General features: G+C 64.5%; 26 protein-coding genes. 16 read left to right on the top strand and 10 right to left on the bottom strand.

Annotated features, from left to right (window positions below):
• The first annotated feature begins 74 nt into the window (after positions 1-74).
• The 3 genes from trpB (at position 75) to AC3RCP_RS01340 (ending at position 2,711) form a co-directional block, all read left to right on the top strand.
• The gene (gene trpB / locus AC3RCP_RS01350; RefSeq protein WP_009046242.1) at positions 75-1,310 is read left to right on the top strand and encodes a tryptophan synthase subunit beta; all 1,236 of its coding nucleotides are present in this window, start codon (positions 75-77) and stop codon (positions 1,308-1,310) included.
• Complete coding sequence (gene trpA, locus AC3RCP_RS01345; protein ID WP_097306349.1) at positions 1,310-2,122, top strand: tryptophan synthase subunit alpha; 813 nt, start codon at positions 1,310-1,312, stop codon at positions 2,120-2,122. The genes trpB and trpA overlap by 1 nt, the downstream gene beginning before the upstream one ends.
• 121 nt (positions 2,123-2,243) lie before the next feature.
• Entirely contained in the window at positions 2,244-2,711 is a 468-nt protein-coding gene (locus AC3RCP_RS01340) for an anti-virulence regulator CigR family protein (protein WP_053276815.1), read from the top strand.
• Positions 2,712-2,820: 109 nt separating this feature from the next.
• Here AC3RCP_RS01340 and AC3RCP_RS01335 read toward each other — a convergent pair whose 3' ends face one another.
• On the bottom strand, positions 2,821-3,147 hold the full coding sequence (locus AC3RCP_RS01335; protein WP_492570495.1) for a DOPA 4,5-dioxygenase family protein: 327 nt from the start codon (positions 3,145-3,147) through the stop codon (positions 2,821-2,823).
• Positions 3,148-3,227: 80 nt separating this feature from the next.
• On the opposite strand from AC3RCP_RS01335, the gene AC3RCP_RS01330 reads away from it, so the two are divergent.
• Entirely contained in the window at positions 3,228-3,878 is a 651-nt protein-coding gene (locus AC3RCP_RS01330) for an NAD(P)-dependent oxidoreductase (RefSeq protein ID WP_492570496.1), read from the top strand.
• A 95-nt stretch (positions 3,879-3,973) separates the two neighbouring features.
• Here the strand turns inward: AC3RCP_RS01330 and AC3RCP_RS01325 are convergent, their stop codons facing one another.
• Positions 3,974-4,924 (bottom strand): choline sulfate utilization transcriptional regulator, encoded by a 951-nt coding sequence (locus AC3RCP_RS01325; RefSeq protein WP_085532608.1) that lies wholly within the window; start codon positions 4,922-4,924, stop codon positions 3,974-3,976.
• 114 nt (positions 4,925-5,038) lie between these two features.
• Here AC3RCP_RS01325 and betC point away from each other — a divergent pair, with 114 nt between their 5' ends.
• From betC to AC3RCP_RS01310, 3 genes are all read left to right on the top strand, one after another.
• Positions 5,039-6,553, top strand: coding sequence for a choline-sulfatase (gene betC, locus AC3RCP_RS01320; RefSeq protein ID WP_492570497.1), 1,515 nt, complete (start codon positions 5,039-5,041; stop codon positions 6,551-6,553).
• 15 nt (positions 6,554-6,568) lie between these two features.
• Complete coding sequence (gene choX, locus AC3RCP_RS01315; protein WP_101336380.1) at positions 6,569-7,501, top strand: choline ABC transporter substrate-binding protein; 933 nt, start codon at positions 6,569-6,571, stop codon at positions 7,499-7,501.
• A gap of 187 nt (positions 7,502-7,688) precedes the next feature.
• On the top strand, positions 7,689-9,257 hold the full coding sequence (locus AC3RCP_RS01310) for a SulP family inorganic anion transporter (RefSeq protein ID WP_101336379.1): 1,569 nt from the start codon (positions 7,689-7,691) through the stop codon (positions 9,255-9,257).
• Between the two features lie 116 nt (positions 9,258-9,373).
• On the opposite strand, the gene aroE is transcribed toward AC3RCP_RS01310, so the two are convergent.
• Positions 9,374-10,195, bottom strand: a complete 822-nt coding sequence (gene aroE, locus AC3RCP_RS01305; protein WP_007926203.1) for a shikimate dehydrogenase — start codon at positions 10,193-10,195, stop codon at positions 9,374-9,376.
• Between the two features lie 115 nt (positions 10,196-10,310).
• Positions 10,311-11,228 (bottom strand): oxygen-dependent coproporphyrinogen oxidase, encoded by a 918-nt coding sequence (gene hemF / locus AC3RCP_RS01300; RefSeq protein WP_007926204.1) that lies wholly within the window; start codon positions 11,226-11,228, stop codon positions 10,311-10,313.
• A 167-nt stretch (positions 11,229-11,395) separates the two neighbouring features.
• Between hemF and AC3RCP_RS01295 the strand changes: the two genes are divergently transcribed.
• Complete coding sequence (locus tag AC3RCP_RS01295; protein WP_101336377.1) at positions 11,396-12,373, top strand: NADPH:quinone reductase; 978 nt, start codon at positions 11,396-11,398, stop codon at positions 12,371-12,373.
• Positions 12,374-12,453: 80 nt separating this feature from the next.
• Here AC3RCP_RS01295 and tsaC read toward each other — a convergent pair whose 3' ends face one another.
• From tsaC to AC3RCP_RS01280, 3 genes are all read right to left on the bottom strand, one after another.
• A complete protein-coding gene (gene tsaC, locus AC3RCP_RS01290) occupies positions 12,454-13,011 on the bottom strand; it encodes an L-threonylcarbamoyladenylate synthase type 1 TsaC (protein ID WP_007926207.1) in 558 nt (185 codons plus the stop codon).
• 54 nt (positions 13,012-13,065) lie between these two features.
• Complete coding sequence (dprA, locus tag AC3RCP_RS01285; protein WP_007926209.1) at positions 13,066-14,175, bottom strand: DNA-processing protein DprA; 1,110 nt, start codon at positions 14,173-14,175, stop codon at positions 13,066-13,068.
• An 81-nt stretch (positions 14,176-14,256) separates the two neighbouring features.
• Positions 14,257-15,282: a LysM peptidoglycan-binding domain-containing protein gene (locus AC3RCP_RS01280; RefSeq protein WP_101336375.1), complete on the bottom strand. Its 1,026-nt coding sequence runs from the start codon at positions 15,280-15,282 to the stop codon at positions 14,257-14,259.
• 152 nt (positions 15,283-15,434) lie between these two features.
• Here AC3RCP_RS01280 and def point away from each other — a divergent pair, with 152 nt between their 5' ends.
• The 5 genes from def (at position 15,435) to AC3RCP_RS01255 (ending at position 20,150) form a co-directional block, all read left to right on the top strand.
• Positions 15,435-15,941 (top strand): peptide deformylase, encoded by a 507-nt coding sequence (def, locus tag AC3RCP_RS01275; RefSeq protein WP_009041482.1) that lies wholly within the window; start codon positions 15,435-15,437, stop codon positions 15,939-15,941.
• A 69-nt stretch (positions 15,942-16,010) separates the two neighbouring features.
• Positions 16,011-16,970, top strand: coding sequence for a methionyl-tRNA formyltransferase (gene fmt / locus AC3RCP_RS01270; RefSeq protein ID WP_492570498.1), 960 nt, complete (start codon positions 16,011-16,013; stop codon positions 16,968-16,970).
• Positions 16,967-18,292 carry a 16S rRNA (cytosine(967)-C(5))-methyltransferase RsmB gene (gene rsmB / locus AC3RCP_RS01265; RefSeq protein WP_101336373.1) on the top strand — a complete coding sequence of 442 codons (1,326 nt, stop codon included), beginning with the start codon at positions 16,967-16,969 and terminating at the stop codon, positions 18,290-18,292. The genes fmt and rsmB overlap by 4 nt, the downstream gene beginning before the upstream one ends.
• Before the next feature lie 24 nt (positions 18,293-18,316).
• Positions 18,317-19,690: a Trk system potassium transporter TrkA gene (gene trkA, locus AC3RCP_RS01260; protein ID WP_101336372.1), complete on the top strand. Its 1,374-nt coding sequence runs from the start codon at positions 18,317-18,319 to the stop codon at positions 19,688-19,690.
• Positions 19,691-19,826: 136 nt separating this feature from the next.
• Positions 19,827-20,150 carry a tetratricopeptide repeat protein gene (locus tag AC3RCP_RS01255; protein WP_007921017.1) on the top strand — a complete coding sequence of 108 codons (324 nt, stop codon included), beginning with the start codon at positions 19,827-19,829 and terminating at the stop codon, positions 20,148-20,150.
• Between the two features lie 151 nt (positions 20,151-20,301).
• On the opposite strand, the gene AC3RCP_RS01250 is transcribed toward AC3RCP_RS01255, so the two are convergent.
• The 3 genes from AC3RCP_RS01250 to tag all read right to left on the bottom strand — a co-directional run bounded on the left by AC3RCP_RS01250 (position 20,302) and on the right by tag (position 22,107).
• A complete protein-coding gene (locus tag AC3RCP_RS01250) occupies positions 20,302-20,541 on the bottom strand; it encodes a pilus protein PilZ (RefSeq protein ID WP_009041477.1) in 240 nt (79 codons plus the stop codon).
• Positions 20,542-20,611: 70 nt separating this feature from the next.
• The gene (locus AC3RCP_RS01245; RefSeq protein WP_007921020.1) at positions 20,612-21,499 is read right to left on the bottom strand and encodes a lysophospholipid acyltransferase; all 888 of its coding nucleotides are present in this window, start codon (positions 21,497-21,499) and stop codon (positions 20,612-20,614) included.
• A gap of 44 nt (positions 21,500-21,543) precedes the next feature.
• Entirely contained in the window at positions 21,544-22,107 is a 564-nt protein-coding gene (gene tag, locus AC3RCP_RS01240; RefSeq protein WP_492570499.1) for a DNA-3-methyladenine glycosylase I, read from the bottom strand.
• 81 nt (positions 22,108-22,188) lie between these two features.
• Here tag and glyQ point away from each other — a divergent pair, with 81 nt between their 5' ends.
• Genes glyQ through gmhB form a run of 3 tightly spaced genes read left to right on the top strand, consistent with a single transcriptional unit; the run spans position 22,189 to position 25,734 of the window.
• A complete protein-coding gene (glyQ, locus tag AC3RCP_RS01235; protein ID WP_003177094.1) occupies positions 22,189-23,142 on the top strand; it encodes a glycine--tRNA ligase subunit alpha in 954 nt (317 codons plus the stop codon).
• Positions 23,139-25,193: a glycine--tRNA ligase subunit beta gene (glyS, locus tag AC3RCP_RS01230; RefSeq protein ID WP_007921024.1), complete on the top strand. Its 2,055-nt coding sequence runs from the start codon at positions 23,139-23,141 to the stop codon at positions 25,191-25,193. The genes glyQ and glyS overlap by 4 nt, the downstream gene beginning before the upstream one ends.
• 7 nt (positions 25,194-25,200) lie before the next feature.
• On the top strand, positions 25,201-25,734 hold the full coding sequence (gene gmhB, locus AC3RCP_RS01225) for a D-glycero-beta-D-manno-heptose 1,7-bisphosphate 7-phosphatase (RefSeq protein WP_009041473.1): 534 nt from the start codon (positions 25,201-25,203) through the stop codon (positions 25,732-25,734).
• Positions 25,735-25,814 lie beyond the last annotated feature (80 nt).

Raw genomic sequence — 25,814 nt, 5'->3', positions numbered from 1 at the left:
GGCGTCAGGGGTAGAGTGAACGCCATTGCCTATCCACGCATTCACCCTTTTGACGAATCACCGGGAGCGCCCCAATGACCCAGACCAACCTGCGCAACGGTCCTGATGCCAACGGCCTGTTCGGCGCGTTCGGCGGCCGCTATGTCGCCGAAACCCTGATGCCGCTGATCCTCGACCTGGCCCGCGAATACGAAGCGGCCAAGGAAGATCCGGAGTTCCTCAAGGAACTGGCCTACTTCCAGCGCGACTACGTCGGCCGTCCAAGCCCGCTGTATTTCGCCGAGCGCCTGACCGAGCACTGCGGCGGCGCCAAGATCTACCTCAAGCGCGAAGAGCTGAACCACACCGGCGCGCACAAGATCAACAACTGCATCGGCCAGATCCTCCTGGCGCGGCGCATGGGCAAGAAACGCATCATCGCCGAGACCGGCGCCGGCATGCACGGCGTGGCCACCGCTACCGTGGCGGCGCGTTTCGGCCTGGACTGCGTGATCTACATGGGCACCACCGACATCGAGCGCCAGCAGGCCAACGTGTTCCGCATGAAGCTGCTGGGCGCCGAAGTGATCCCGGTGGTCGCCGGCACCGGCACCCTGAAGGACGCGATGAACGAAGCCCTGCGTGACTGGGTGACCAACGTCGACAGCACCTTCTACCTGATCGGCACCGTGGCCGGTCCGCACCCTTATCCCGCTATGGTCCGTGACTTCCAGGCGGTGATCGGCAAGGAAACCCGCGAACAGCTGCAAGCCCAGGAAGGCCGCCTGCCGGACAGCCTGGTGGCATGCATCGGCGGCGGTTCCAACGCCATGGGCCTGTTCCATCCGTTCCTCGACGACAAGAGCGTGCAGATCATCGGCGTCGAAGCCGCCGGTTACGGCATCGAGACCGGCAAGCACGCGGCCAGCCTGAACGGCGGCCTGCCTGGCGTGCTGCATGGCAACCGCACCTTCCTGCTGCAGGACGAGGATGGCCAGATCATCGACGCCCACTCGATTTCCGCTGGCCTCGACTACCCGGGCATCGGCCCTGAACACGCCTGGTTGCACGATATCGGCCGCGTCGAATACACCTCGGTGACCGACGACGAAGCCCTGGCCGCGTTCCACCAGTGCTGCCGCCTGGAAGGCATCATCCCGGCCCTGGAAAGCGCCCACGCCCTGGCCGAAGTGTTCAAACGCGCGCCGAACCTGCCCAAGGATCACCTGATGGTGGTCAACCTCTCGGGCCGCGGCGACAAAGACATGCAAACCGTGATGCACCACATGGAACACTCTCAACAAGAGCACTCCCAGCAGGAGAAACACTGATGAGCCGCCTGCAAACGCGCTTTGCCGAGCTTAAGCAGCAGAACCGCGCCGCCCTGGTGACCTTCGTCACCGCCGGCGACCCGGGCTACGACGCCTCCCTGGCGATCCTCAAAGGCTTGCCGGCAGCCGGCGCCGACGTGATCGAGCTGGGCATGCCCTTCACCGATCCGATGGCCGACGGCCCGGCGATCCAGCTGGCCAACATCCGCGCCCTGGAGGCCAAGCAGAACCTGGCGAAAACCCTGCAAATGGTTCGCGAGTTCCGCGCCGGCAACAACGACACGCCGCTGGTGCTCATGGGTTACTTCAACCCGATCCACCACTATGGCGTGCCGCGCTTCATTGCCGAAGCCAAGGAAGCCGGTGTCGACGGCCTGATCGTGGTCGACATGCCACCCGAGCACAACGCCGAGCTGTGCGACCCGTCCCAGGCCGCCGGAATCGACTTCATCCGCCTGACCACGCCGACCACCGACGACGCGCGCCTGCCGAAGGTACTGAACGGCAGCTCGGGCTTCGTCTATTACGTCTCCGTGGCCGGTGTCACCGGTGCCGGTTCCGCCACCCTGGAGCACGTGGAAGAGGCGGTGACCCGCCTGCGCCGCCACACCGACCTGCCGATCAGCATCGGTTTCGGCATCCGCACCCCGGAGCAGGCCGCGGCTATCGCCCGCCTGGCCGACGGCGTGGTGGTGGGTTCGGCGCTGATCGACCAGATCGCCAATGCCACCAGCTCCGAGCAGGCCGTGGACGGCGTGCTGAGCCTGTGCGCCTCCCTCGCCGAAGGGGTGCGTCAAGCCCGTGTCAGCTGAGGGTAAAGTTCCTGATACAGAGGAATTAGCCTCGGGATCCACAGACTAAACCGGCAAGACCAAGGGGTTCAGGACCAGGTTCTGAACCCCTTTTTGTTGTTCGTGTTCTGAGGAAGACCCGATGAAAATGCCCAAACGCCTGATTGCCGGTCTCGGTGTGCTGATGCTCAGCGCCAGCCCGCTGCTGCACGCGGTCGCCGACCCACGTGACGACCACGATCGCGGAGGTCCGCAACAGGGTCGCTACGACAATAGAGGGGACAATCGCGCGGACAATCGTGGCGATGAACATCGCGGCCCGCAGGCCGATCGGCGTGGCGGTCCGCCCCGGGATTTCGGCCCGGTGCGCGAGACCATTCGCGACAACCACGCCTACTTCGTACGTGGCGCGCCGCCGCCCCACGGCATCCATCTGGTGCGCGGCCAGCCGCTGCCTCGCGGCTACTATGGCGAACGCCTGGACAACCGCGCCCTGGCGCACCTGCCGTACTACCAGGGTTATGAATGGCGGCGCATGGGCGCCGATATCGTGCTGATCGCGGTGGGCAGCGGGATCGTCTACGAGATCCTCGACGGCGTGTTGTATTGACTAGGAGCACAGCTTGCGTGCGATGAAGGCGATGCGGTGTGTCTGTCACAACGCGCCATCGTTCATCGCGGGCAAGTCGGATCGCCGTCCGCTCGCTCCTACGAAAAGCTTAAAAAGCGGACAGGTTCAGCGGCCTGATCGCCCCCATCCAGACCGCATGCTCCGTGTGATCCTTCAGATCGTCGCCGGTATCCGGGTGCAGAAACACCACCAACCCGTTGCGATTGAGCGCCAGCCACGGCAGCACCACCCCCAGGTACTGCGGCTCGAACGCCAGCTGGCAGCTCCAGTCCGGATGCGGGCCGACCGGCCGTTCATGCACCCGCCCCATCTTCAACGGGAACAATTGCGCCGCCTGTTCACACAGGGCTCGCGCCTGGTCGATGGTGCTGGCGTCGAAATACACGTGGGCGTGATAGCCCTTGATTCGTTGCATGGAAACCTCGTGACTGAAGTCGAACCCTGGCGACTGCCTACAGGTCAAAATATCACCAGTGTAAAGAAATGAGCCGCGCCATGAAAAATGCCGAAACCCCGGTGGTCAAGCTGGTGCTCTATGGTGCCATGAGCGGCCTGGGCAGCGCGCTGATGGCGGAATTCATGCGGCGCCAGCATGAAGTCATCGCCATTCTCGACGACCTGACGGCCCTCGCCCCCCTTCCCGGTTTGCGCACCAAATGCGGTGACCTGTTCGATGCCGAGCGGGTCAGGCAAAGCGTGGCCGGAGGCGACGTGGTGGCCTGCCTGCTGGATGCTCCGGGGCTGCCCATGGGCCTTGAACAGCAGGAAAACCTGCTGCTCGAACCCCGGGAGCAACTTCGCGCGGTCGAAGCGCTGATCGCTGGCATGCAGGCCGCGGGCGTCCGGCGCCTGTTCCTGTTGGGGCATTTCGAGGTGCTGGACCAGCCGGAGGTGGAAGGCTACCCACACCGCCAGACGGCCGAAGCCATCCTCGACGCGCTGCAAGGCAGCACCTTGCGCTGGACCCTGGTGAATGCACCGCAGAGCCCCCCCGGGCTGACCCTGGAGCATTTCAGCCAGCCCGCCGGCAGCCTCCCGCCGAAGCTGGACGAGCCAGTGCAGCGACTCGCCCGGGTGGCTGCCGGCATTGCCGATGAACAGCAGCTGAACCTGCACGTGGGCGAACATGTGAACTTCGTATGTTGAATCCTTATCGCGAGCAAGCTCGCTCCTACAGAAGGTTATGCGATCCCATGTAAGAGCGAGCTTGCTCGCGATGGCTTCCACGCCAACCCCAAACCTCAGATGGCAATCGACGGCAGGCCCAGCCCGGTCAAAGATTGCGCACTGTCGGCCTGCTCGGCCATCAGCCAGTCGAAAAACCGCTGGATCAGCGCCCCGCGACGTTTGCGCTGGGGCAGGACCACGTAATAGCCGTAGCGGGAGATCAGCGTTTCGCTGATCGGCCGGCACAACAGGCCTTGCGCCAGCAAGTTATCCACAAGGTGGCGCCAGCCAATGCCCACGCCCTGGCCACCGATCGCCGCCTGGATCAGCAGGGTGTAGTTGTCGAAACGCAGCTGCCCCGGCGCCGGCGGGGTGGCGATCCCCAGTTCGCGGAACACGCCGCTCCAGTCGAACCAGTGGCTGCTGTTTTCCCCCTTCAAATGCAGCAACGGAAACTCCAGCAGCGACTGGGCACCGAGGGGCAGCGGCCGCTCCTTGAGCAGCAACGGGCTGCACACCGGAAACACTTCCTCGTTGAACAGCCAGTGACTTTCACCCTGCTTGAAACGGCCATCGCCAAACAGCACCGCCACGTCGATATCGGTGCGCAGCATGTTGTGGCTGCGCTCGCTGGTGACCAGGCTCACGTCCACCTGTGGATTGGCGGCATGAAAGCGGTGCAGGCGCGGCATCAGCCAATAGGCGGCGAAGGCGAAGTCGGTGGCCACCTGCAGCACCTCGTGCTGATGCTGGGCGGTGATGGCGCTCAGGCCGCTGTCGATGCTCTGCAAGCCGGCCTGCACCTGTTCGAACAACTGGCTGCCGGCCTCGGTCAGTTCGATGCCCCGGTAGATGCGGTCGAACAGCCGGGTGCCGAGCTGCTCCTCCAGCCGCTTGATCTGCTGGCTGATGGCCGGCTGGGTAGTGCCCAGCTCCACTGCCGCCGCGGTAAAGCTGCGCTGGCGTGCCGCCGCCTCGAATACGCGAAACAGGTCCAGGGACAGGTCGCCAAGCGCTTCATACATAAGCTGTGCTTATCCTAGTCATTGCCGTACAGGGGCTTTACCGCGAAAGCCACGGGTTACATCCTCGATCGCAGCACTTTCGCATAACTGTCCACTATGGAATGCCGCGAATACATGAAGCGCAAGAACATTCTTTTCATCATGGCCGATCAGATGGCCGCGCCAATGTTGCCGTTCTACGGTCCATCGCCCATCAAGCTGCCGCATCTGAGCCGTCTCGCCGCGCAAAGCGTGGTATTCGACGCCGCCTACTGCAACAGCCCGTTGTGCGCGCCCTCGCGTTTCACCCTGGTCAGCGGCCAGTTGCCGAGCAAGATCGGCGCCTATGACAACGCCGCCGACTTCCCCGCCGACGTCCCGACCTACGCCCATTACCTGCGCCGCCTGGGCTACCGCACCGCGCTGTCGGGCAAGATGCATTTCTGCGGCCCGGACCAACTGCACGGCTACGAAGAACGCCTGACCAGCGATATCTACCCGGCCGACTATGGCTGGGCGGTGAACTGGGACGAGCCGGACGTGCGCCCAAGCTGGTACCACAACATGTCTTCGGTGCTGCAGGCCGGGCCATGCGTGCGCACCAACCAGCTGGATTTCGACGAAGAGGTGGTGTTCAAGGCCCGCCAGTACCTGTTCGATCACGTTCGCGAAGACGGCGACCAACCGTTCTGCCTGACCGTGTCGATGACCCACCCGCACGACCCGTACACCATTCCCAAGGCCTTCTGGGATCTGTACCGCGACGATGATATTCCGCTGCCGCAGACCCCGGCCCAGGACGCGCTCGACCCGCACTCCCAGCGCCTGCTCAAGGTTTATGACCTGTGGGACAAGCCGCTGCCTGTGGATAAGATCCGCGATGCGCGTCGTGCCTATTTCGGTGCGTGCAGCTATATCGACAGCAACGTCGGCAAACTCCTGGAAACCCTGGAGGAAACCGGGCTGAGCGACGACACCATCATTGTCTTCTCCGGCGACCACGGCGACATGCTCGGAGAGCGCGGCCTCTGGTACAAAATGCATTGGTTCGAAATGGCCGCGCGGGTGCCGCTGCTGGTCAGCGCGCCGGGGCAGTTCGCCGCCGGCCGGGTAAGCCAGGCGGTCTCGACCGCCGACCTGCTGCCGACCCTGGTGGAACTGGCCGGAGGCCAACTGCAACCTGGCCTGGCGCTGGATGGCCGCTCCCTGGTGCCGCACCTGCAAGGGCAGGGCGGGCATGACGAAGTCTTCGGCGAGTACATGGCCGAAGGCACCATCAGCCCGCTGATGATGATTCGCCGCGGCCGCTACAAGTTCATCTACAGCGAAGACGACCCGTGCCTGCTGTTCGATGTGGCCAACGACCCGCGCGAGCAGGAAGAACTCAGCCAATCGCCGCAACATCGCCCGCTATTCGAGGATTTTCTCCGCGAGGCGCGGGCCAAGTGGGATATCCCGGCCATCCATCAACAGGTACTCGCCAGCCAGCGCCGCCGTCGCTTCGTCGCGGGCGCCTTGAGCCTCGGCAAACTGAAGAGCTGGGACCACCAGCCACTGGTCGACGCCAGTGCGCAATACATGCGCAACCACATCGACCTCGACGATCTGGAGCGCAAGGCTCGTTATCCACAACCCTGCCAAAACCAATAACGTAAGGGGAAGAGCATGCAAAGGTTATCCACAGCAGTGACGACCGCGCTTCTGGCGCTGGGCAGTGTTTCGGTCCCGGCCCTGGCCTGGGCCGAACAGGGTTGCGAGACGGTGAAGATGGCCGACCCGGGCTGGAGCGACATCGCCGCCACCAACGCCATCGCCGGTTTCCTGCTGGACGGCATGGGCTACAAGGCCAAGATCGACACCCTGGCGGTACCGATCACCTTCGGCGGGCTCAAGGACGGCCAGGTGGATGTGTTCCTGGGCAACTGGATGCCGGCGCAGCAGGGCTTCTACGACAAGTTCGTGGCCAATGGCGATGTCACCCAGCTGGCGAAGAACCTGGACGGCACCGAGTTCACCCTGGCGGTGCCGGATTATGTCTGGGACGCCGGCGTGCATGACTTCAACGACCTGAATAAGTACGCAGACAAGTTCGACAAGAAGCTCTACGGCATTGGCTCCGGGGCCCCGGCCAACCTGTCGTTGCAGGAGATCATCAAGAAGAACGACTTCGACCTTGGCCAGTGGAAACTGATCGAGTCCAGCGAACAGGCGATGCTCGCCGAAGTCTCGCGGGCGGTGAAACGGCAGAAGTTCGTCACCTTCCTCGGCTGGACCCCGCACCCGATGAACGTGCAGCTGAAAATGCATTACCTCAAGGGCGGCGAGAAGTACTTCGGCGACACCGGCAGCGTCTACACCCTGACCCGCAAGGGGTATGCACAGGCCTGCCCGAATGTCGGCAAGCTGCTGGGCAACCTGAGCTTCACCCAGGAAATGGAGAACAGCATCATGGCCGAGGTGGCCAACAAGAAGGTCAGCAACTTTGACGCAGCCAAGGCCTGGATCAAGGCCAACCCGGCGGTGCTGGGCAAGTGGCTGGACGGGGTGAAGACCCTCGACGGCAAGGAGGCGCTGCCGGCGGTACAGGCCAAGCTGTAATCCACCTGTAGCCGCTGCCGCAGGCCGCGATCGACCCGCAGGGGCGTAGGGTTTTCGAGCCCGTTGAGGTCCTGCCGGACCTATCGCAGCCTGCGGCAGCGGCTACAACCGTCACTGACGGGCCTTGCACGCTCCGATCTGACACTCCACCCTGACGCCTTTCGCCCCATCCCGACCGCGAGGACCCATGGCCTGGCCCAATCGCCATTCACTCTTGCCCTTCCTGAGCTGGCTGCCCCGGCAGACCCGCGCCAGCGTCGGGCGCGACCTGCTGGTGGGCCTGAGCGGCGCCATCCTCGCGCTGCCGCAATCGATCGCCTATGCCCTGATCGCCGGCCTGCCACCAGAATACGGCCTGTATGCCGCCGTCGTCCCGGTGCTGATCGCTTGCCTGTGGGGTTCTTCCTGGCACCTGATCTGTGGCCCGACCGCGGCGATTTCCATCGTCCTCTACGCCAGCGTCAGCCCCCTGGCGGTGCCGGCGTCCCAGGACTACATCACCCTGATTCTGCTGCTGACCTTGCTCGCCGGCCTGTTCCAGTGGCTGCTGGGGTTGTTGCGCTTCGGTGCGCTGGTGAACTTCGTGTCCCATTCGGTGGTGCTCGGCTTCACCCTCGGCGCCGCGGTGGTGATCGCCCTGGGGCAGTTGCCCAACCTGCTGGGCCTGGACTTGCCGAGCGAAGCCACCGCGCTGAACAGCCTGACCTCGCTGTTCGCCCATCTCGATGCCGTGGATAAACCCTCGCTGATCCTCGGCCTGGGCACGTTGGTCGTCGGCCTGGCCCTGAAGCTGCTGGTGCCGCGCTGGCCCTCGCTGCTGATCAGCCTGATCCTCAGTGCTCTGGTGGTGTGGCTGTGGCCGGCGCTGTTCGGCCAGGTAAAACTGGTCAGCGCCTTTACCGGCCGGCTGCCGCCGTTCAGCCCGCTGCCGCTGGACCTGGACATGATCCTGCGCCTGCTGCCCAGCGCCGTGGCGGTGGGCATGCTGGGGCTGGTGACCAGCCTGTCGATCGCCCGCTCGCTGTCGGCACGCTCCGAACAGTTGCTCGATGCCAACCAGGAAGTCCGCGCCCAGGGCCTGTCGAATATCGTCGGCGCGTTTTTCTCCGGCTATCTGTCGTCCGGCTCTTTTACCCGCTCCGGCCTGAGCTACGAGGCCGGCGCCTGTTCGCCGCTGGCCGGAGTGTTCTCAGCATTGTGGGTGGCCCTGTTCGCCGTGGCCGGCGCGGCGCTGATCGCGCATATCCCGATCCCGGCCATGGCCGGGAGCATCCTGCTGATCTGCTGGGGCCTGGTGGACCACCGCGGCATTCGCGCGCTGTTCCGGGTCAGCCGCGCCGAGTTCGTGGTGATGGGCCTGACCTGTGTCGCCACCTTGCTCCTGGAGTTGCAGACGGCGATCTACGCCGGGGTCCTGGCGTCGCTGTTCTTCTACCTCAAGCGCACCTCGCAACCGCGCGTGCAGCATGGGCGCGAAGGCGACGAGGACATCCTGCGGGTCGGCGGCTCGATCTTTTTCGGCGCCAGCCATTACCTGCAAGTGCGCATGCAACGCTGCCATGCGCCGCGCCTGGTGATCGACGCCCGGCAGATCAACTTCATCGACTATTCCGGGGTGGCCATGCTGCACCAGGAAGCCCGCCGCCTGTTGCGGCAGAACCGCAGCCTGACCCTGCGTCGCGCGCGGGCCTCGGTGATCGAAGAGTTGAGAAAGCTCGAAGGCGCGGAGCAATGCCCGATCCGGTTTGAGGATTGATTGCCGGTTGCAGCGCGGTTATAGCGGCGAAGCGTTCGCGGGCAAGCCTCGCTCCTACAGAAACGCTTGCTTCCGTAGGAGCGAGGCTTGCCCGCGATCAACGATGACGCGATCTGTCAGAGCGCCAGCTGGCGCCGCAGCTCCGCCAGCACCGGCGCGGTGTCCGGACGCACGCCGCGCCACAGGAAGAAGGCTTCCGCCGCCTGCTCGGCGAGCATGCCCAGGCCATCCATGGAAATCGCCGCACCGTATTGGCTGGCCCAGCGACAGAAGGCGGTCGGCTCCTTGCCATACATCATGTCGTAGCACACCGTCTGGCCCGGCTCGATCAGGCTGGCGGCGATCGGCGGCACGTCGCCGGTGAGGCTGGCCGAGGTGGCGTTGATGATCAGGTCCACCGGCTCGCGCAACCAGTCGAAACCACTGGCCGACACCGGCCCGAGGTCGCTGAACAGCTCGGCCAGCAGTTCGGCCTTTTCCACCGTGCGGTTGGCGATGATCACCGACGCCGGCTGTTCCGCCAGCAGCGGCTCCAGCGCGCCACGCACCGCGCCGCCGGCCCCCAGCAGCAGAATGCGTTTGCCCTTGAGGCTGAAGCCGGCGTTGACCGTCAGGTCGCGCACCAGGCCGGCGCCGTCGGTGTTGTCGCCCAACAGGCTGCCATCGGCGAGCTTGCTCAAGGTATTCACCGCGCCGGCGCGCTGGGCGCGTGCGGTCAGGCTGTCGGCCAGGCGGTAGGCCTCCTCCTTGAACGGCACCGTGACATTGGCGCCACGCCCGTCAACGAAGAACCCGCGGGCACAGCCGGCGAAATCGTCGAGGGGCGCCAGCAGGGTGGTGTAGACCAGCCGCTGCGCCGTCTGCTCGGCGAACAGCCGATGAATCAGCGGCGATTTGCTGTGGCCGATCGGGTTACCAAAAACAACGTATTGATCCATCCAATAAAACCCTCATGCGCATCCCTGTAAGGAACCAGCTTACTGGCGACAGGGGCGCTGCGCTGTTCTGTTCAATCGCATTATCGTCCAGCGCCGGCCAGCCGGCTGCAACGCTTTACGCCAAGCCCGCCAGCCAGTCGCGGTCTTGCAGGAAGTATTCGGTCAGGCGCGCTTCTTCGCTGCCCGGCTCGGCTTTCCAGTCGTAGCCCCAGCGCACCTGCGGCGGCAGGGACATGAGGATCGACTCGGTACGCCCGCCCGATTGCAAGCCGAACAGGGTGCCTCGATCGTAGACCAGATTGAACTCGACATAACGGCCGCGACGGTATTCCTGGAACTCGCGCTGCTTCTCGGTATAGCCCAGGGCCTTGCGGCGCTGGACGATCGGCAGGTAGGCCTCGAGGTAGGCGTCGCCGATGGCGCGCATGAAGGCGAAGCTGGTGTCGAAGTCCCACTCGTTGAGGTCGTCGAAGAACAGGCCGCCGATGCCGCGCGGTTCATTGCGATGCTTGATGTGGAAGTAGCTGTCGCACCAGGCCTTGTAGCGCGGGTAGACGTCCGGGCCGAAGGGCGCGCAGGCCTTTTGTGCGACGCGGTGCCAGTGCACGCAGTCTTCCTCGTTGGCGTAGTAGGGGGTCAGGTCGAAACCGCCGCCGAACCACCAGACCGGCTCTTCGCCTGCCTTTTCGGCGATGAAGAACCGTACGTTGGCGTGGGAAGTCGGCACATGCGGGTTGTGCGGGTGGATCACCAGCGACACGCCCAGCGCCTCAAAACCACGGCCGGCCAGTTCCGGCCGGTGGGCGCTGGCGGACGGCGGCAAGCCGCTGCCGAACACGTGGGAAAAGTTGACGCCGCCTTTCTCGATCACTGTACCGTCGGCAATCACCCGGGTGCGCCCGCCACCGCCGGCCGGTCGGGTCCAGGCGTCTTCGACGAAGCGCGTACCGCCGTCTTCGGCTTCCAGGGCGGCGCAAATACGGTCTTGCAGGTCGAGCAGGTAGGCTTTTACGGCCTCGGTGCGGGTAGTCATGGCATCACCTTGAATCGGGCAAAGCTACGCGGCGCCAGGGATACAGCGGGGGCCTGCGCAAATGGGCGCGTAGCATAACACCGCACAGGGGCCGGTCGCAGTTGACGGCGGTCAAGCATAGGAGTCCGATAAGGCACTTTCGCGACACGACCGAGGAGAGAGTGCAGATGGCCAAACGTATCCAGTTCCGGGCCCATGGCGGCCCGGAAGTGCTTGAGTATGTGGATTACCAACCCGCCGAACCGGGCCCGCAACAGGTCCGCGTGAGTAACAAGGCCATCGGCCTGAACTTCATCGACACCTACTACCGCAGCGGCCTCTACGCGCCACCGGCCTTGCCATCGGGCCTGGGCGCCGAAGGGGCCGGGGTGGTCGAGGCGGTGGGCAGCGCCGTGACCCGCTTCAAGGTCGGCGATCGCGTGGCCTATGGCAGCGGCCCGCTCGGTGCCTACAGCGAAGTGCATGTACTGCCCGCAGACAACCTGGTGCACCTGCCGGACAGCATCAGCTTCGAACAGGCGGCCGGGGTGATGCTCAAGGGCCTGACCGTACAGTACCTGCTGCGCCAGACCTACGAGCTCAAGGGCGGCGAGACCGTGCTGTTCCACGCCGCCGCCGGCGGGGTCGGGCTGCTCGCCTGCCAGTGGGCCAAGGCCCTGGGGGTGAAGCTGATCGGTACCGTCAGCTCGCCGCAGAAAGCCGCGCTGGCGAAATCCCTCGGTGCCTGGGAAACCATCGACTACAGCCATGAAGACGTGGCCAAGCGCGTGCTGGAGCTGACCGACGGCAAGAAATGCCCAGTGGTCTACGACGGCGTGGGCAAGGACACTTGGCTGACTTCGCTGGACTGCCTGCAGCCACGGGGCCTGATGGTCAGCTTCGGCAATGCCTCGGGAGCAGTGGAGGGGGTCAACCTGGGCATCCTGGCGGCCAAGGGCTCGCTGTACGTCACCCGTCCGACCCTGGGCACCTACGCCAACAACGCCGAGAACCTGCAGGCCATGGCCGACGACCTGTTCGCCATGATCGCCAGCGGCAAGCTGAAGATCGAGATCGGCCAGCGTTATCCGCTGGCGGAAGCGGCGAAGGCGCAGACCGAGCTGTCGGCGCGACGCACCACGGGTTCGACCATTCTGTTGCCTTGAAATGCTTCGCGGGCAAGCCTCGCTCCTACGGATGTGGGTCGTAGGAGCGAGGCTTGCCCGCGATAAACGATGACGCGGTGTCAGGCCGGGCGCACGATCTTGCCGGTCACCAGGTCGCGGATCAGGCTCGGGTTCTTGCGCCCGCCCAGGCTGCCGCCCAGAACCATGTCCAACTGCCCGCGGAAATACTGCTCGACGCGAATCCGCGTGCGGGCCGCAGGGCGCCCCTGGGGGTTGGCCGAGGTGGAAATCAGCGGCCCCACCAAGGCGCACAACTCACGCACCAGTGGATGATCGCTGACTCGCAGGGCCACGGTGTCGTGGACCCCGGTGACCCATTCCGGCAACAGATTCTGATGGGGTACCAGCCAGGTGTTCGGGCCCGGCCAGGTGCTGGCCATGCGATCGAGCCATTCCTGGGGAAAATCCTCGAAGAGAAAATCGAACTGGCGGATGTTGTCGGCGATCAGGATCAGGCCCTTGTCCACGGAGCGCGACTTGATGGCCAGCAACCGGTCCACCGCTTCTTCGTTCCACGGGTCGCAACCCAACCCCCAGACTGCTTCGGTTGGATAGGCAATCACCGCCCCTGCGCGAATTTCTCGTGCGGCTTGTTGCACACGCCAACTGCTGACCATTGCTGACTCTCCGGATTAAGGCTGTGCGCAGTTTACCGATCCTGCCTATAAAGCCTAGCCTTTTGCCCGGGCGAACCAGCAGCCGCCTTCACACGTCGCATGGCCCTCCAGCTCCAGTTCGGTGAGCGCCGCCAGCACCCTGGGCAGGCTCCAGCCACTGGCCTGCACCAGGCCCTCGCTGGTCTGCGGCGCGGCATGCAACAGCGCCAGCAACGGATGAGCGGGCGCGGCTGTTGGCGGGGCCGTGGATAACGGCAGCCGTTGCCAGCCACGCAGGGCTTCGAGGATATGTTCGATGGTTTCCACCAGCACCGCGCCATCGCGAATCAGCTGATGACAACCCCGGGCTCCCGGATGATGGATCGACCCGGGTATCGCATACACCTCGCGGCCTTGCTCGGCGGCGAGCCGGGCGGTGATCAGCGAACCGCTGGCGACGCTGGCCTCCACCACCAGCACGCCAAGGGACAGGCCGCTGATGATCCGGTTGCGCCGGGGAAAGTGGCTGGCGTGGGGCCCGGTCTCCAGCGGGAACTCGGAAACCAGCGCGCTGCCCTGGGCGATCATGGCATCGGCCAGGCGCCGGTTGCGCTGTGGATAAAATTTTTCCAGGCCGGTGCCGAGCACGCCGACAGTCTGCCCGCCGACCTCCAGGGCGGCCTGGTGCGCCGCGCCATCGATCCCCAGTGCCAGGCCGCTGGTGATGACAAAACCGGCCGCGGCCAGGCTGCGGGAAAAGGCCGCGGCGGTGTCCATCCCGGGCCGCGAAGCACGACGGCTGCCGACCACCGCCAACTGCGGTTTTTCCAGGATGCGTGGGTCGCCGGCAACAAACAGCAGCGGCGGCGCATCGGCAATTTCATTCAACAGCGGCGGGTAGTCAGGCTGGTCCCACATCAGTAAATGCTGGCCCGGACGCTCCAGCCAAGCCAATGCATGGCTGGCGCCATCACGCACTTCGGCATTGCGCCGGGCCTCGGCCGCGCTCGCCGGCAGGCCCAGCGCGCGCCAGGCACTGGCCGGTGCGCTGATGGCCTTGGAGGCCGAACCAAAGGCTTCGAGCAGCAGCTGAAAACGCTTCGGGCCGAGGTCGGGCAAGCGGTGCAAACGTAGGCGGGCTTCCAGTTCCGCGGGGGAAACCGGAGCCTGGGCAGACAGTGACATGGGATCATCCTTGATCGTTATAAGCCCGGTCGTAGCAGGAATAAGCTGTGGATAACTCTGTTGGTAACTTGTTGAGGGTTTTTACGGGTTACGGACTTTGTCCATGATCGCCAGGGAACGGGAAGCGTTGAGCACCAGGCCGTAACTGAGCTTGTCGTAGGTGCGGAAAACCATCAGCAGACCGGCCCGCTCATCCGGCATTTTCACCTGTCCACCGGCCACCCGGTCGCGTACGGTTTCGCCGGTTTTCATTACCGCCAGCACGTTGCCTTCAGCCAGACCATCGCGCCGTCCCTTGTTCAACGTCACCACATCCAGCGCGCCGATCTGGGTGACACCCCGTGGCACGTCGATGATCAGGCCCTCGACCGCCCAGCTCGGCGCGCTGGGGACAAAGGTCGAGTTGATGGTCCGTGGCTCGCCGCCGAACAGGCGGTCGCCCAGGCGCACTTCCTGGGTGGTGCGCTGCAATTGCAGGGTGGCGATATCGCCCTCGACCGCGACCACCTCGCCGCCGCCGATTTCGTCGGCGTTGACTCCCAGCACTTCGCCGCTCTGCGGGTCGGTGTAGGTCTTGCCCTGGCGGAAGATGCCGAAGACCGATTGCTCCGGGTCGAAGCGGCCGCGCGCGAAGATCCGGTCGCCGGTGCCGCTGAGTACCCGTTCGGCATCGCCGGCGACTATGTAGGGCGCACTGTCGAAGGCGTCCGCCCGGTCGAGGATGCGGTTGCTCAGCAGAAAGCTGTCGATGGCCTGCAGTGGAATGCTCGGGATCGCCTCGACCAGTGGCGTGCGGCGTACCTGGGGCGAGAGCTTGACGGTGCCCCGGGAAGCGCCGCGCTCCAGGGTCAGGCGTGGTTCGCCATCGACCCGGACCAGCGTCAGGGAGTCGCCGGGGTAGATCAAATCGGGGTCGGCGAGGCTGGAATTGGCCTGCCAGAGCGCCGGCCATTGCCAGGGATCGCGCAGGAAGCGATTGGCGATGCTCCACAAGGTATCGCCCGCCACTACGGTGTAGCGCTGTGGATAACCCTCCCGGAGCGGCACCTGCGCCTGGCCGAAACCGGCCCAGCCCACGAGCAGCAAGGCGAGTAGTGATTTCCTCATGCGGTGAATCCCTTTATTATGTGTATTCGCGTGAAACGCTAGCGCCTGTGCGCTCCCTGCTCCTGACCGAGCACGTTTTACAACGGTTGCCCTTCCAGAACCCGCAAGGCCTCCGACTCCGAATTTACTTCACACGTGTAGCAATTACGCTTATGGCCATTTTAAACATCCTCGAATTCCCCGACTCGCGCCTGCGCACTATCGCCAAACCAGTGGCCGTAGTGGACGACGAAGTGCGTCAGTTGGTCGACGACATGTTTGAAACAATGTATGAGGCGCCCGGCATCGGCCTGGCCGCTACCCAGGTCAACGTGCACAAGCGCATCGTGGTCATGGACCTGTCCGAAGACCGCAGCGAGCCACGGGTGTTCATCAACCCCGAGTTCGAAGCGCTCACCGACGAAATGGGCCAGTACCAGGAAGGCTGCCTGTCGGTACCGGGCTTCTACGAGAACGTCGATCGTCCGCAACGCGTGAAAATCAAGGCCCTGGACCGTGACGGCCAACCTTACGAACTGATCGCCGAAGGCCTGCTCGCGGTGTGCATCCAGCACGAATGCGACCACCTCAACGGCAAATTGTTCGTCGATTACCTGTCCACGCTCAAACGCGACCGGATCAAGAAGAAGCTGGAAAAGCAGCATCGTCAGCAAGCTTGATTCCCTTCTTCCAAAGGCTTGCAGCGGCAAGCCTTTTTCTTTTCCGCGTGTTTATTACCGAGAACTCCCATGACTGAGCCACTGCGCATCGTCTTTGCCGGCACCCCGGAATTCGCCGCCGAACACCTCAAGGCCCTGCTCGACAGCCCTTACGAGATCGTCGCGGTCTACACCCAGCCGGACCGCCCGGCCGGGCGCGGGCAAAAGCTGATGCCGAGCCCGGTCAAGCAGCTGGCGCTGGAGCACGACATCTCCGTGCTGCAACCGCCGACCCTGCGCGACCCGCAGGCCCAGGCCGAACTGGCGGCCCTCGCGCCGGACCTGATGGTGGTGGTCGCCTACGGCCTGATCCTGCCGCAGGCGGTACTGGATATTCCGCGCCTGGGCTGCATCAACAGCCACGCCTCGCTGCTGCCACGCTGGCGCGGGGCGGCGCCGATCCAGCGCGCCGTGGAAGCCGGCGACGCGCTGAGCGGCGTGACCGTGATGCGCATGGAAGCCGGCCTGGACACCGGGCCGATGCTGCTCAAGGTCAGCACCCCGATCAGCGCTACCGACACCGGCGGCAGCCTGCATGACCGTCTCGCCGAAATGGGCCCGCCGGCCGTGGTGCAGGCCATCGCCGGCCTCGCCGCCGCAACCCTGCAAGGCGAAGTGCAGGACGACAGCCTGGCCACCTACGCCCATAAATTGAACAAGGACGAAGCGCGGATCGACTGGAGCCGCCCTGCGCTGGAGCTGGAGCGCCTGGTACGAGCCTTCAACCCCTGGCCGATCTGCCACAGCACGCTGAACGGTGAAGCGCTGAAGGTGCTGGCCGCCAGCCTCGCCGAAGGCAAGGGCGTGCCGGGCACCATCCTCGGCGCCAGCAAGGACGGCCTGCTCGTCGCCTGCGGTGAGCAGGCGCTGTGCCTGACCCGCCTGCAATTGCCCGGCGGCAAGGCGCTGAACTTCAGCGACCTGTTCAACAGCCGTCGCGAGAAATTCACCACCGGCACCGTGCTCGGACAAGCGGCGGACGCCCAATGAACCCGCGTCTGGCCGCCGCCAAGGCCCTGACCTCGGTCCTCAACGGCAAAGCCTCGCTCAACAGCTCGCTGCCAATCCTGCTGGACAAGGTCGAAGCGCGCGATCGCGGCTTCACCCAGGACCTGGCTTTCGGCACCGCGCGCTGGCAGCCACGGCTGGCGGCGCTGGCCGCCAAACTGTTGCAGAAGCCGTTCAAGGCGGCCGATGCCGACGTCGAGGCGCTGCTGCTGGTAGGCCTTTATCAATTGCTCTACACCCGCGTCCCGGCGCACGCCGCCATCGGCGAAACCGTGGGCTGCGCCGACAAGCTGAAAAAGCCCTGGGCCAAGGCACTGATCAATGCCGTGCTGCGCCGCGCCCAACGCGAGAGCGAAGCACTGTTCGCCGAGCTGGAACGCGACCCGGTGGTGCGTACCGCCCATCCGCGCTGGCTGCAAAAGTCCCTCAAGGCGTTCTGGCCCGAGCAGTGGGAAGCCATCTGCGCCGCCAACAACGCCCACCCGCCGATGATCTTGCGGGTCAACCGCCGCCATCATTCCCGCGCCGCCTATCTCCAGCTGCTGAGCGAGGCCGGCGTTGCCGCCAAGCCTTGCGTCTACAGCCAGGACGGCATCGTGCTCGATGAAGCCGCCGACGTGCGCGCCCTGCCGGGCTTCGCCGAAGGCTGGATCAGCGTGCAGGACGAAGCCGCGCAACTGGCCGCCGAGTTGCTGGAACTGGCGCCGGGACAGCGGGTGCTGGACGCCTGCTGCGCGCCCGGCGGCAAGACCTGCCACATCCTCGAAGTCGAGCCCGCGCTGGCCGGCGTGGTCGCGGTGGACCTGGAAGCCAAGCGCCTGGTGCGTGTCCAGGAGAACCTCGACCGCCTGAACCTTCGCGCCGAGCTGATCGCCGCCGACGGCCGCGACACCGCCGCCTGGTGGGACGGCAAGCCGTTCCAGCGCATCCTGCTGGACGCGCCATGCTCGGCCACCGGGGTGATCCGCCGCCACCCGGATATCAAGCTCACCCGTCAGGCCGACGACATCGCCGCCCTGGCCAGCCTGCAAGGCGAACTGCTGGACGCCATGTGGTCGACCCTGGAAGTCGGCGGCATCCTGCTGTACGCCACCTGCTCGACCTTGCCGACCGAAAACACCGAGGTCATCGAGGCTTTCCTGGCCCGTACCCCGGGTGCTCGCGAACTGGACATCGCCGGGCAACTGGGTCAGCCTCCGGCCGGCCTGAAGCAGCCCCACGGTCGCCAGCTGCTGGCGCAAGAGGGCGGCCACGACGGGTTCTACTACGCCAAGCTGATCAAGATTGCCGCCGCGCGCGGTTAAGAAAGGTTCTAAGGGAGTGACTGGATGAAGATCATCATCCTCGGAGCAGGGCAGGTGGGCGGCACGCTGGCAGAGCATCTGGCCAGCGAAGCCAACGACATCACGGTGGTCGACACCGACGGCGAACGCCTGCGCGATCTCGGCGACCGCCTGGACATCCGCACCGTACAGGGCCGCGGTTCGTTCCCCACGGTACTGCGCCAGGCCGGCGCCGACGATGCCGACATGCTGGTCGCGGTGACCAACAGCGACGAAACCAATATGGTCGCCTGCCAGGTCGCCCACACCCTGTTCCACACCCCGACCAAGATCGCCCGGGTCCGCGAAGCGGCCTACCTGACCCGCGCCGGCCTGTTCGACAACGAGGCGATTCCGGTCGACGTGCTGATCAGCCCGGAACAGGTGGTGACCAACTACATCAAGCGCCTGATCGAACACCCCGGCGCCCTGCAGGTGATCGACTTCGCCGAAGGCAAGGCCCAACTGGTGGCGGTCAGGGCCTATTACGGCGGGCCGCTGGTGGGGCAGCAACTGCGCCAGCTGCGCGAGCACATGCCCAACGTCGACACCCGCGTGGCGGCGATCTTCCGCCGTGACCGGCCGATCCTGCCCCAGGGCGATACGGTGATCGAGGCCGACGACGAAGTGTTCTTCATCGCCGCCAAGGCCAACATCCGTGCGGTGATGAGCGAGATGCGTCGCCTCGACGAGTCCTACAAGCGCATCGTCATCGCCGGCGGCGGGCAGATCGGCGAACGCCTGGCCGAAGCCATCGAAAGCCGTTACCAAGTGAAGATCATCGAGATGAATCCGGCGCGTTGCCGCTACCTCTCGGATAACCTCGACAGCACCGTGGTCCTGCAAGGCAGCGCCTCGGACCGCGACCTGCTGATGGAGGAAAACATCGCCGACGCCGATATCTTCCTGGCCCTGACCAACGATGACGAGGCCAACATCATGTCCTCGCTCCTGGCCAAGCGCCTGGGGGCGAAGAAGGTGATGACCATCATCAACAACCCGGCCTATGTCGACCTGATCCAGGGCGGCGATATCGACATCGCCATCAGCCCGCAGCTGGCCACCATCGGTACCCTGCTGGCCCACGTGCGCCGTGGCGATATCGTCAGCGTGCACTCGCTGCGCCGTGGCGCGGCGGAAGCCATCGAGGCGATCGCCCATGGCGATGCCAAATCGAGCAAGGTGATCGGCCGCTCCATCGAGGACATCGCGCTGCCGCCAGGCACCACCATCGGCGCGATCATCCGCGACGAGGAAGTGCTGATCGCCCACGACGACACGGTGATCGAAGCCGGCGACCATGTGATTCTGTTCCTGGTGGATAAAAAACATATCCGCGATGTGGAGAAGCTGTTCCACGTGGGCTTGAGCTTTTTCTGATCCAACGCCGTCCTGTAGCCGCTGCCGCAGGCTGCGAACGCCCCGCAGGGGCGCGGCGATCTCCGGCCCGCAGGAGGTCCTTCGGACCTATCGCAGCCTGCGGCAGCGGCTACAAGAGTCCACAGGAGTGACAACGATGCTCGAATCCCTGGAAAAAATGCTCGCCAAGGGCATGGATAACTCGCTGCTGCGCTTCGGCCTGGGCAAGGGTTATCTGGATCTGCACGAATACGCCAAGGCCGCCGAGCACCTGCAACGCTGCGTCGGTTTCGACCCCAAGTATTCGGCGGCGTGGAAGCTGCTGGGCAAGGCCTATCAAGGCCTGGAGGACTATGCGGCGGCGCGCCAGGCCTGGGAGCAGGGCCTGGAAGCAGCCCGCGGACATGGCGACAAGCAGGCGGAAAAGGAAATGACGGTGTTCCTCAAGAAGCTCGAGCGCCAGGGCAAAGGCGCACTGTAGCCGCTGCCGAGTGAGCGAGGCTGCGTACGAGGACGTAGTCCTCGCTAAACCTGAACACCGGGATTGTCAGGAGAATCGCAGCACCTGGTCTTGCGACCGCTTCGCAGCCTCGCAAGCTCGGCAGCGGCTACAGAGGCGATGTCCGGACGCTTCACAGGTAACGCAGGCCGATGCCCTCGGCGTCCACCAGCACCACCTCCATCTTCACCCGTGGCGCGTTCATCGGCAGGCCTTGCACCTGGCCGTAGACCACCGCGCCCTTGGGCAGCGCCGCCAATGCCGGGTGCTTGACGTACACCCCGCTGGCAGACAGGTTGCGCGTCTGGCCCAGGCACTCGCCGAAGCTTTCGTGCTGGATCTTGATCCTCAGGGATTTGCGCGAATCGGGCATATGCTGTGCTCTGCTTCAGCCTTTGTGGATAACCTTGGGCGAAAGGTTATCCACAGATCGTGCCAGGCGGTCAGTACCAGCGTTCTTCGCCGGGCGGACGTTTCTTGAAACGCTTCATGCTCCACATGTACTGGCTCGGATAAGCCCGCACATAGCGCTCGACCACCTGGCTCATCGCCGCGCAGGAGGTTTCGGTGTCGGTGCTGTACATCGCGTCCGGCGCGGCTTCGAGGATCACCTTGTAGCCCGAACCGTCGGGCAGGCGCAGCGCATGCAGGAATACCCCGACCGCCTTACCGCCGGCGAGCATGTTCGGCACGAACTTGCTGGTCAGCGCCCGGGTGGCGAAGAAGGGCACGAAGATCCCGGCGGATTCGGCCGGTTCCGGGTCGGCGGGAATGCCCACCGCCCCCCCTTTGCGCACTTCCTTGATGACGCTGAGGATGCCTTCCTTGGTCGAAGCCGCCACCCGGTTGCCCAGCTGGACCCGCTGCTTGCGCAGCAGTTCGTCCACCGCCTTGAGCTTCGGCGGGCGGTAGAAAATGATCGGTTTGCACTGGCTGCAATAGAAGTGGTTGAGCACTTCCCAGTTGCCCAGGTGGCTGGTGATGCCGACCACGCCCTTGCCCGACGCCAGCGCTTCTTGCAGCACCTCGAGGCCCTCGACTTCACGTACCAGGGCGATCGAGCGCTCGGCCGGCCAGATCCAGGCGCAGGCGCTTTCAGTCAGGGACTTGCCGATGTCTTTCAGGCTCTGCCCCACTAAACGCTCGCGCTCGGCGGCGTCCATCTGCGGAAAGCACTTGGCCAGGTTGATCCGCACCACATCGCGGGAACGGTTGGGGGTCTTCCACATGATCCAGCCGATGGCCGAACCGACCGCCTGCACCGCGCGCCAGGGCAGCAGGGCAAACAATCGCAGAGCGCCTACCAGCAGGGCGCCTTTAAACTTATCCACAGGTGACTCCTGATATCCGGGTCATGAACCTTGTCGCAAGCGGGCTATTCTAACCGGCCGTTTGTCAGGATGGCGTAGCGATCGCAGTCGCGGGTGTGGTCCATGACCATGCCCGAAGCCTGCATCAGCGCATAACAGATGGTCGGCCCGACAAAGGTGAAGCCGGCCTTTTTCAAGCCGCGGCTCATCGCTTCGGCCTCTGGGGTAACCGCCGGGACTTCGCTGCGATCCTTGAAATGATTGATTTTCGGCACCCCGCCGACGAACGACCAGAGGAATTCCACCGGGTCTTCCAGCGCCATCCAGGCCTGGGCGTTGCGCCGGGCGGCAGCGAGTTTCAGGCGGTTGCGGATGATCCCGGGATCGAGCATCAACTCATCGATTTGTGCATCGTTCATCTGCGCCACGCGCTGCACATCGAAGCCGAACAGCACCTGGCGATAACGCTCGCGCTTCTTCAGGACGGTGATCCAGGACAGGCCGGCCTGGAACCCTTCGAGCAATAACAACTCGAACAAACGCTGCGCGTCGCGTAGCGGCACGCCCCACTCCTGATCGTGGTACGCCATGTACAGGGGATCTTCGTTGCACCAAAAGCAGCGTGGCATAAGGCTCCAGTGGGCGTGCGCACAACTGAATCGGGTATACTCCCGCTCTTTAAATCGCAGCCCAAGTAACAGGTGAATTTCGTGAGCCAGCCTACGCCAGCCGTGCGTACCTTCCAAGACTTGATCCTCGCCCTCCAGCAATACTGGGCCGAGCAAGGTTGTGTGGTACTTCAGCCCTACGATATGGAAGTAGGCGCCGGCACTTTCCATACCGCCACGTTCCTGCGCGCCATCGGCCCGGAAACCTGGAACGCCGCTTATGTGCAGCCCAGTCGTCGCCCGACTGACGGCCGCTACGGCGAGAACCCGAACCGTCTGCAGCACTACTACCAGTTCCAGGTGGTCTTGAAGCCGAACCCGGAAAACTTCCAGGAGCTGTACCTGGGCTCGCTCAAGCACGTCGGCCTCGACCCGCTGGTGCACGACATTCGTTTCGTCGAAGACAACTGGGAATCGCCGACCCTCGGCGCCTGGGGCCTGGGCTGGGAAGTCTGGCTCAACGGCATGGAAGTGACTCAGTTCACCTACTTCCAGCAAGCCGGTGGCATCGAGTGCTACCCGGTGACCGGCGAGATCACCTACGGCCTGGAACGCCTGGCCATGTACCTGCAGGGCGTGGATTCGGTCTACGACCTGGTCTGGGCCGACGGTCCGTTCGGCAAGGTGACCTACGGCGACGTGTTCCACCAGAACGAAGTGGAGCAGTCGACCTACAACTTCGAACACGCCAACGTCGAGAAGCTGTTCGAACTGTTCGATTTCTATGAAAGCGAAGCCAAGCGCCTGATCGAGCTGGATCAGCCGCTGCCGTTGCCGAGCTATGAAATGGTCCTCAAGGCCTCGCACACCTTCAACCTGCTGGATGCCCGTCGCGCGATCTCCGTGACCGCACGCCAGCAGTACATCCTGCGTGTGCGCACCCTGGCGCGTTCCGTCGCGCAAGCCTACCTGCTGGCCCGCGCCAAGCTGGGCTTCCCGATGGCGACTCCGGACCTGCGTGATGAAGTGTTGGCTAAGTTGGAGGCGGCACAATGAGTGCGCAAGATTTTCTGGTTGAACTGGGCACTGAAGAACTGCCACCCAAAGCCCTGAACACCCTGGCCGAAGCCTTCCTGGGCGGTATCGAAAAAGGCCTGCAGGCCGCCGGCCTGAACTTCGAAACCAAACATGTCTACGCCGCACCACGCCGCCTGGCGGTGCTGATCAGCGGCCTGGCCACCCAGCAGCCGGATCGCAGCATCAACCTCGACGGCCCACCGCGCCAGGCCGCCTTCGACGCCGAAGGCAACCCGACCCAGGCCGCCCTGGGCTTCGCCAAGAAATGTGGCGTGGACCTGAGCGAAATCGACCAGAGCGGGCCGAAGCTGCGCTACAGCCAGAGCATCAAGGGCAAGCCGACCGCCAGCCTGCTGCCGACCATCGTCGAAGACTCGCTGAACGACCTGCCGATTCCGAAACGCATGCGTTGGGCCGCGCGCAAGGAAGAGTTCGTGCGTCCGACCCAATGGCTGGTGATGCTGCTGGGTGACCAGGTCATCGACTGCACCATCCTCGCTCAGAAAGCCGGTCGCGACTCCCGCGGTCACCGCTTCCATCACCCGCAAAGCGTGCGCATCACCTCGCCGGCCAACTACCTGGACGACCTGCGTGCCGCCTATGTGCTGGCCGATGCCAACGAGCGTCGCGAGCTGATCAGCAAGCGCACCGAAGAACTGGCGCGCCTGCAGGAAGGCACCGCCATCGTTCCAGCCGATTTGCTGGACGAAGTGACCGCCCTGGTGGAATGGCCGGTGCCGCTGGTGTGCTCGTTCGAGGAGCGTTTCCTCGAAGTGCCGCAGGAAGCCCTGATCACCACCATGCAGGACAACCAGAAGTACTTCTGCCTGCTGGACGTCGACGGCAAGCTGCTGCCGCGTTTCATCACCGTGGCCAACATCGAAAGCAAGGACCCGCGCCAGATCATCGAGGGCAACGAGAAAGTCGTTCGCCCACGCCTGACCGACGCCGAGTTCTTCTTCAAGCAGGACAAGAAACAGAAGCTCGAAGACTTCAACCAGCGCCTGCAGAACGTGGTGTTCCAGGAGAAGCTGGGCAGCGTCTACGACAAGGCCGAGCGCGTCTCGAAACTGGCCGCGTTCATCGCTCCGCGCATCGGCGGCGACGCCCAGCGTGCCGCGCGTGCGGGCCTGCTGTCGAAGTGCGACCTGGCCACCGAAATGGTCGGCGAGTTCCCGGAAATGCAAGGCATCGCCGGTTACTACTACGCCCTCAATGACGGCGAACCGGAAGACGTCGCCCTGGCGCTGAACGAGCAATACATGCCACGTGGCGCCGGCGCCGAGCTGCCAAGCACCGTCACCGGTGCCGCCGTGGCCATCGCCGACAAGCTCGACACCCTGGTCGGCATCTTCGGCATCGGCATGCTGCCAACCGGCAGCAAGGACCCGTACGCGCTGCGTCGTGCCGCGCTGGGCGTGCTGCGCATCCTGATCGACAAGAAGCTCGACCTGGACCTGACCGAAGCCGTGGCGTTCGCCGTCAGCGCCTTCGGCAGCAAGGTCAAGAGCGCCGGCCTGGCCGATCAGGTCCTGGAGTTCATCTTCGACCGTCTGCGTGCGCGTTACGAAGACGAAGGCGTGGATGTCGCCACCTACCTGTCGGTCCGTGCCCTGAAGCCGGGTTCGGCCCTGGACTTCGACCAGCGCGTGCAGGCTGTGCAGGCCTTCCGCAAGCTGCCGGAAGCCGCCGCATTGGCCGCGGTGAACAAGCGCGTCTCGAACCTGCTGAGCAAGGTCGAAGGCAGCGTGCCGACCACCGTGGAAGCCAAGTACTTCGACAACGCCAACGAGTTCTCCCTGTACTCGGCGATCCAGCAAGCGGACCAGGCCGTGCAACCAATGGCCGCGGCGCGTCAGTACAGCGAGACCCTGGCCCGTCTGGCCGCCCTGCGCGAGCCGGTCGACGCCTTCTTCGAGAAGGTGATGGTCAACGCCGAAGACGCCAACGTGCGGGCCAACCGCTACGCGCTGCTGGCACGTCTGCGGGGTCTGTTCCTCGGTGTCGCCGACATCTCGTTGCTGGGGTAAGGCGTACGTGAAACTGCTGATTCTCGATCGGGACGGAGTGATCAATTACGACTCCGACGCTTACATCAAATCGGTGGAGGAGTGGATTCCGCTCCCCGGCTCGGTCGAAGCCATCGCGCAGTTGAGCAAGGCCGGCTGGACGGTAGCAGTCGCTACCAACCAGTCGGGCATCGCTCGCGGTTACTACGATGTCGCCACCCTCGACGCCATGCACGAGCGCCTGCGCGCTCTGGTGGCCGAGCAGGGCGGCGAACTCGGTCTCATCGTGTACTGCCCCCATGGCCCGGACGAAGGTTGCGCCTGCCGCAAACCCAAGCCCGGCATGTTGCAGACCATTGCCCGGCACTACGCAGTGGATCTGGCTGGTCTATGGTTTGTGGGCGACAGTCTCGGTGACCTGGAAGCCGCAAAAGCCGTCGACTCTCAGCCAGTTTTGGTAAAGACCGGGAAAGGCGAAAAGACCCTGGGGAAAACCCTACCGGTAGGCACCTTGATTTTTGACGACCTGGCGGCAGTTGCCGCTGAACTTATCCACAATTAGAGTCCTTCTGAGATCCTGACCAAGGATTGTTCAGGAGTGCGCTTTTTTAGAGGCGGGCAATGCCCGCAACGGTAAACGCC

It is taken from the genome of Pseudomonas sp. GW822-FHT05A08, assembly GCF_058800485.1.
This window is presented reverse-complemented; position numbering and strand designations above follow the sequence as displayed.

Excerpts from the sequence above, each read along its gene's own strand:
- aroE (WP_007926203.1), bottom strand. The coding sequence starts at position 10,195 with ATGGATCAATACGTTGTTTTTGGTAACCCGATCGGCCACAGCAAATCG.
- AC3RCP_RS01295 (WP_101336377.1), top strand. The coding sequence starts at position 11,396 with ATGGCCAAACGTATCCAGTTCCGGGCCCATGGCGGCCCGGAAGTGCTT.
- hemF (WP_007926204.1), bottom strand. The coding sequence starts at position 11,228 with ATGACTACCCGCACCGAGGCCGTAAAAGCCTACCTGCTCGACCTGCAA.
- tag (WP_492570499.1), bottom strand. The coding sequence starts at position 22,107 with ATGCCACGCTGCTTTTGGTGCAACGAAGATCCCCTGTACATGGCGTAC.
- AC3RCP_RS01330 (WP_492570496.1), top strand. The coding sequence starts at position 3,228 with ATGAAAAATGCCGAAACCCCGGTGGTCAAGCTGGTGCTCTATGGTGCC.
- betC (WP_492570497.1), top strand. The coding sequence starts at position 5,039 with ATGAAGCGCAAGAACATTCTTTTCATCATGGCCGATCAGATGGCCGCG.
- fmt (WP_492570498.1), top strand. The coding sequence starts at position 16,011 with ATGACTGAGCCACTGCGCATCGTCTTTGCCGGCACCCCGGAATTCGCC.
- AC3RCP_RS01340 (WP_053276815.1), top strand. The coding sequence starts at position 2,244 with ATGAAAATGCCCAAACGCCTGATTGCCGGTCTCGGTGTGCTGATGCTC.
- rsmB (WP_101336373.1), top strand. The coding sequence starts at position 16,967 with ATGAACCCGCGTCTGGCCGCCGCCAAGGCCCTGACCTCGGTCCTCAAC.
- AC3RCP_RS01325 (WP_085532608.1), bottom strand. The coding sequence starts at position 4,924 with ATGTATGAAGCGCTTGGCGACCTGTCCCTGGACCTGTTTCGCGTATTC.
- AC3RCP_RS01280 (WP_101336375.1), bottom strand. The coding sequence starts at position 15,282 with ATGAGGAAATCACTACTCGCCTTGCTGCTCGTGGGCTGGGCCGGTTTC.
- trpA (WP_097306349.1), top strand. The coding sequence starts at position 1,310 with ATGAGCCGCCTGCAAACGCGCTTTGCCGAGCTTAAGCAGCAGAACCGC.
- dprA (WP_007926209.1), bottom strand. The coding sequence starts at position 14,175 with ATGTCACTGTCTGCCCAGGCTCCGGTTTCCCCCGCGGAACTGGAAGCC.
- AC3RCP_RS01310 (WP_101336379.1), top strand. The coding sequence starts at position 7,689 with ATGGCCTGGCCCAATCGCCATTCACTCTTGCCCTTCCTGAGCTGGCTG.
- glyS (WP_007921024.1), top strand. The coding sequence starts at position 23,139 with ATGAGTGCGCAAGATTTTCTGGTTGAACTGGGCACTGAAGAACTGCCA.
- AC3RCP_RS01255 (WP_007921017.1), top strand. The coding sequence starts at position 19,827 with ATGCTCGAATCCCTGGAAAAAATGCTCGCCAAGGGCATGGATAACTCG.
- trpB (WP_009046242.1), top strand. The coding sequence starts at position 75 with ATGACCCAGACCAACCTGCGCAACGGTCCTGATGCCAACGGCCTGTTC.
- AC3RCP_RS01250 (WP_009041477.1), bottom strand. The coding sequence starts at position 20,541 with ATGCCCGATTCGCGCAAATCCCTGAGGATCAAGATCCAGCACGAAAGC.
- def (WP_009041482.1), top strand. The coding sequence starts at position 15,435 with ATGGCCATTTTAAACATCCTCGAATTCCCCGACTCGCGCCTGCGCACT.
- choX (WP_101336380.1), top strand. The coding sequence starts at position 6,569 with ATGCAAAGGTTATCCACAGCAGTGACGACCGCGCTTCTGGCGCTGGGC.
- tsaC (WP_007926207.1), bottom strand. The coding sequence starts at position 13,011 with ATGGTCAGCAGTTGGCGTGTGCAACAAGCCGCACGAGAAATTCGCGCA.
- AC3RCP_RS01335 (WP_492570495.1), bottom strand. The coding sequence starts at position 3,147 with ATGCAACGAATCAAGGGCTATCACGCCCACGTGTATTTCGACGCCAGC.
- trkA (WP_101336372.1), top strand. The coding sequence starts at position 18,317 with ATGAAGATCATCATCCTCGGAGCAGGGCAGGTGGGCGGCACGCTGGCA.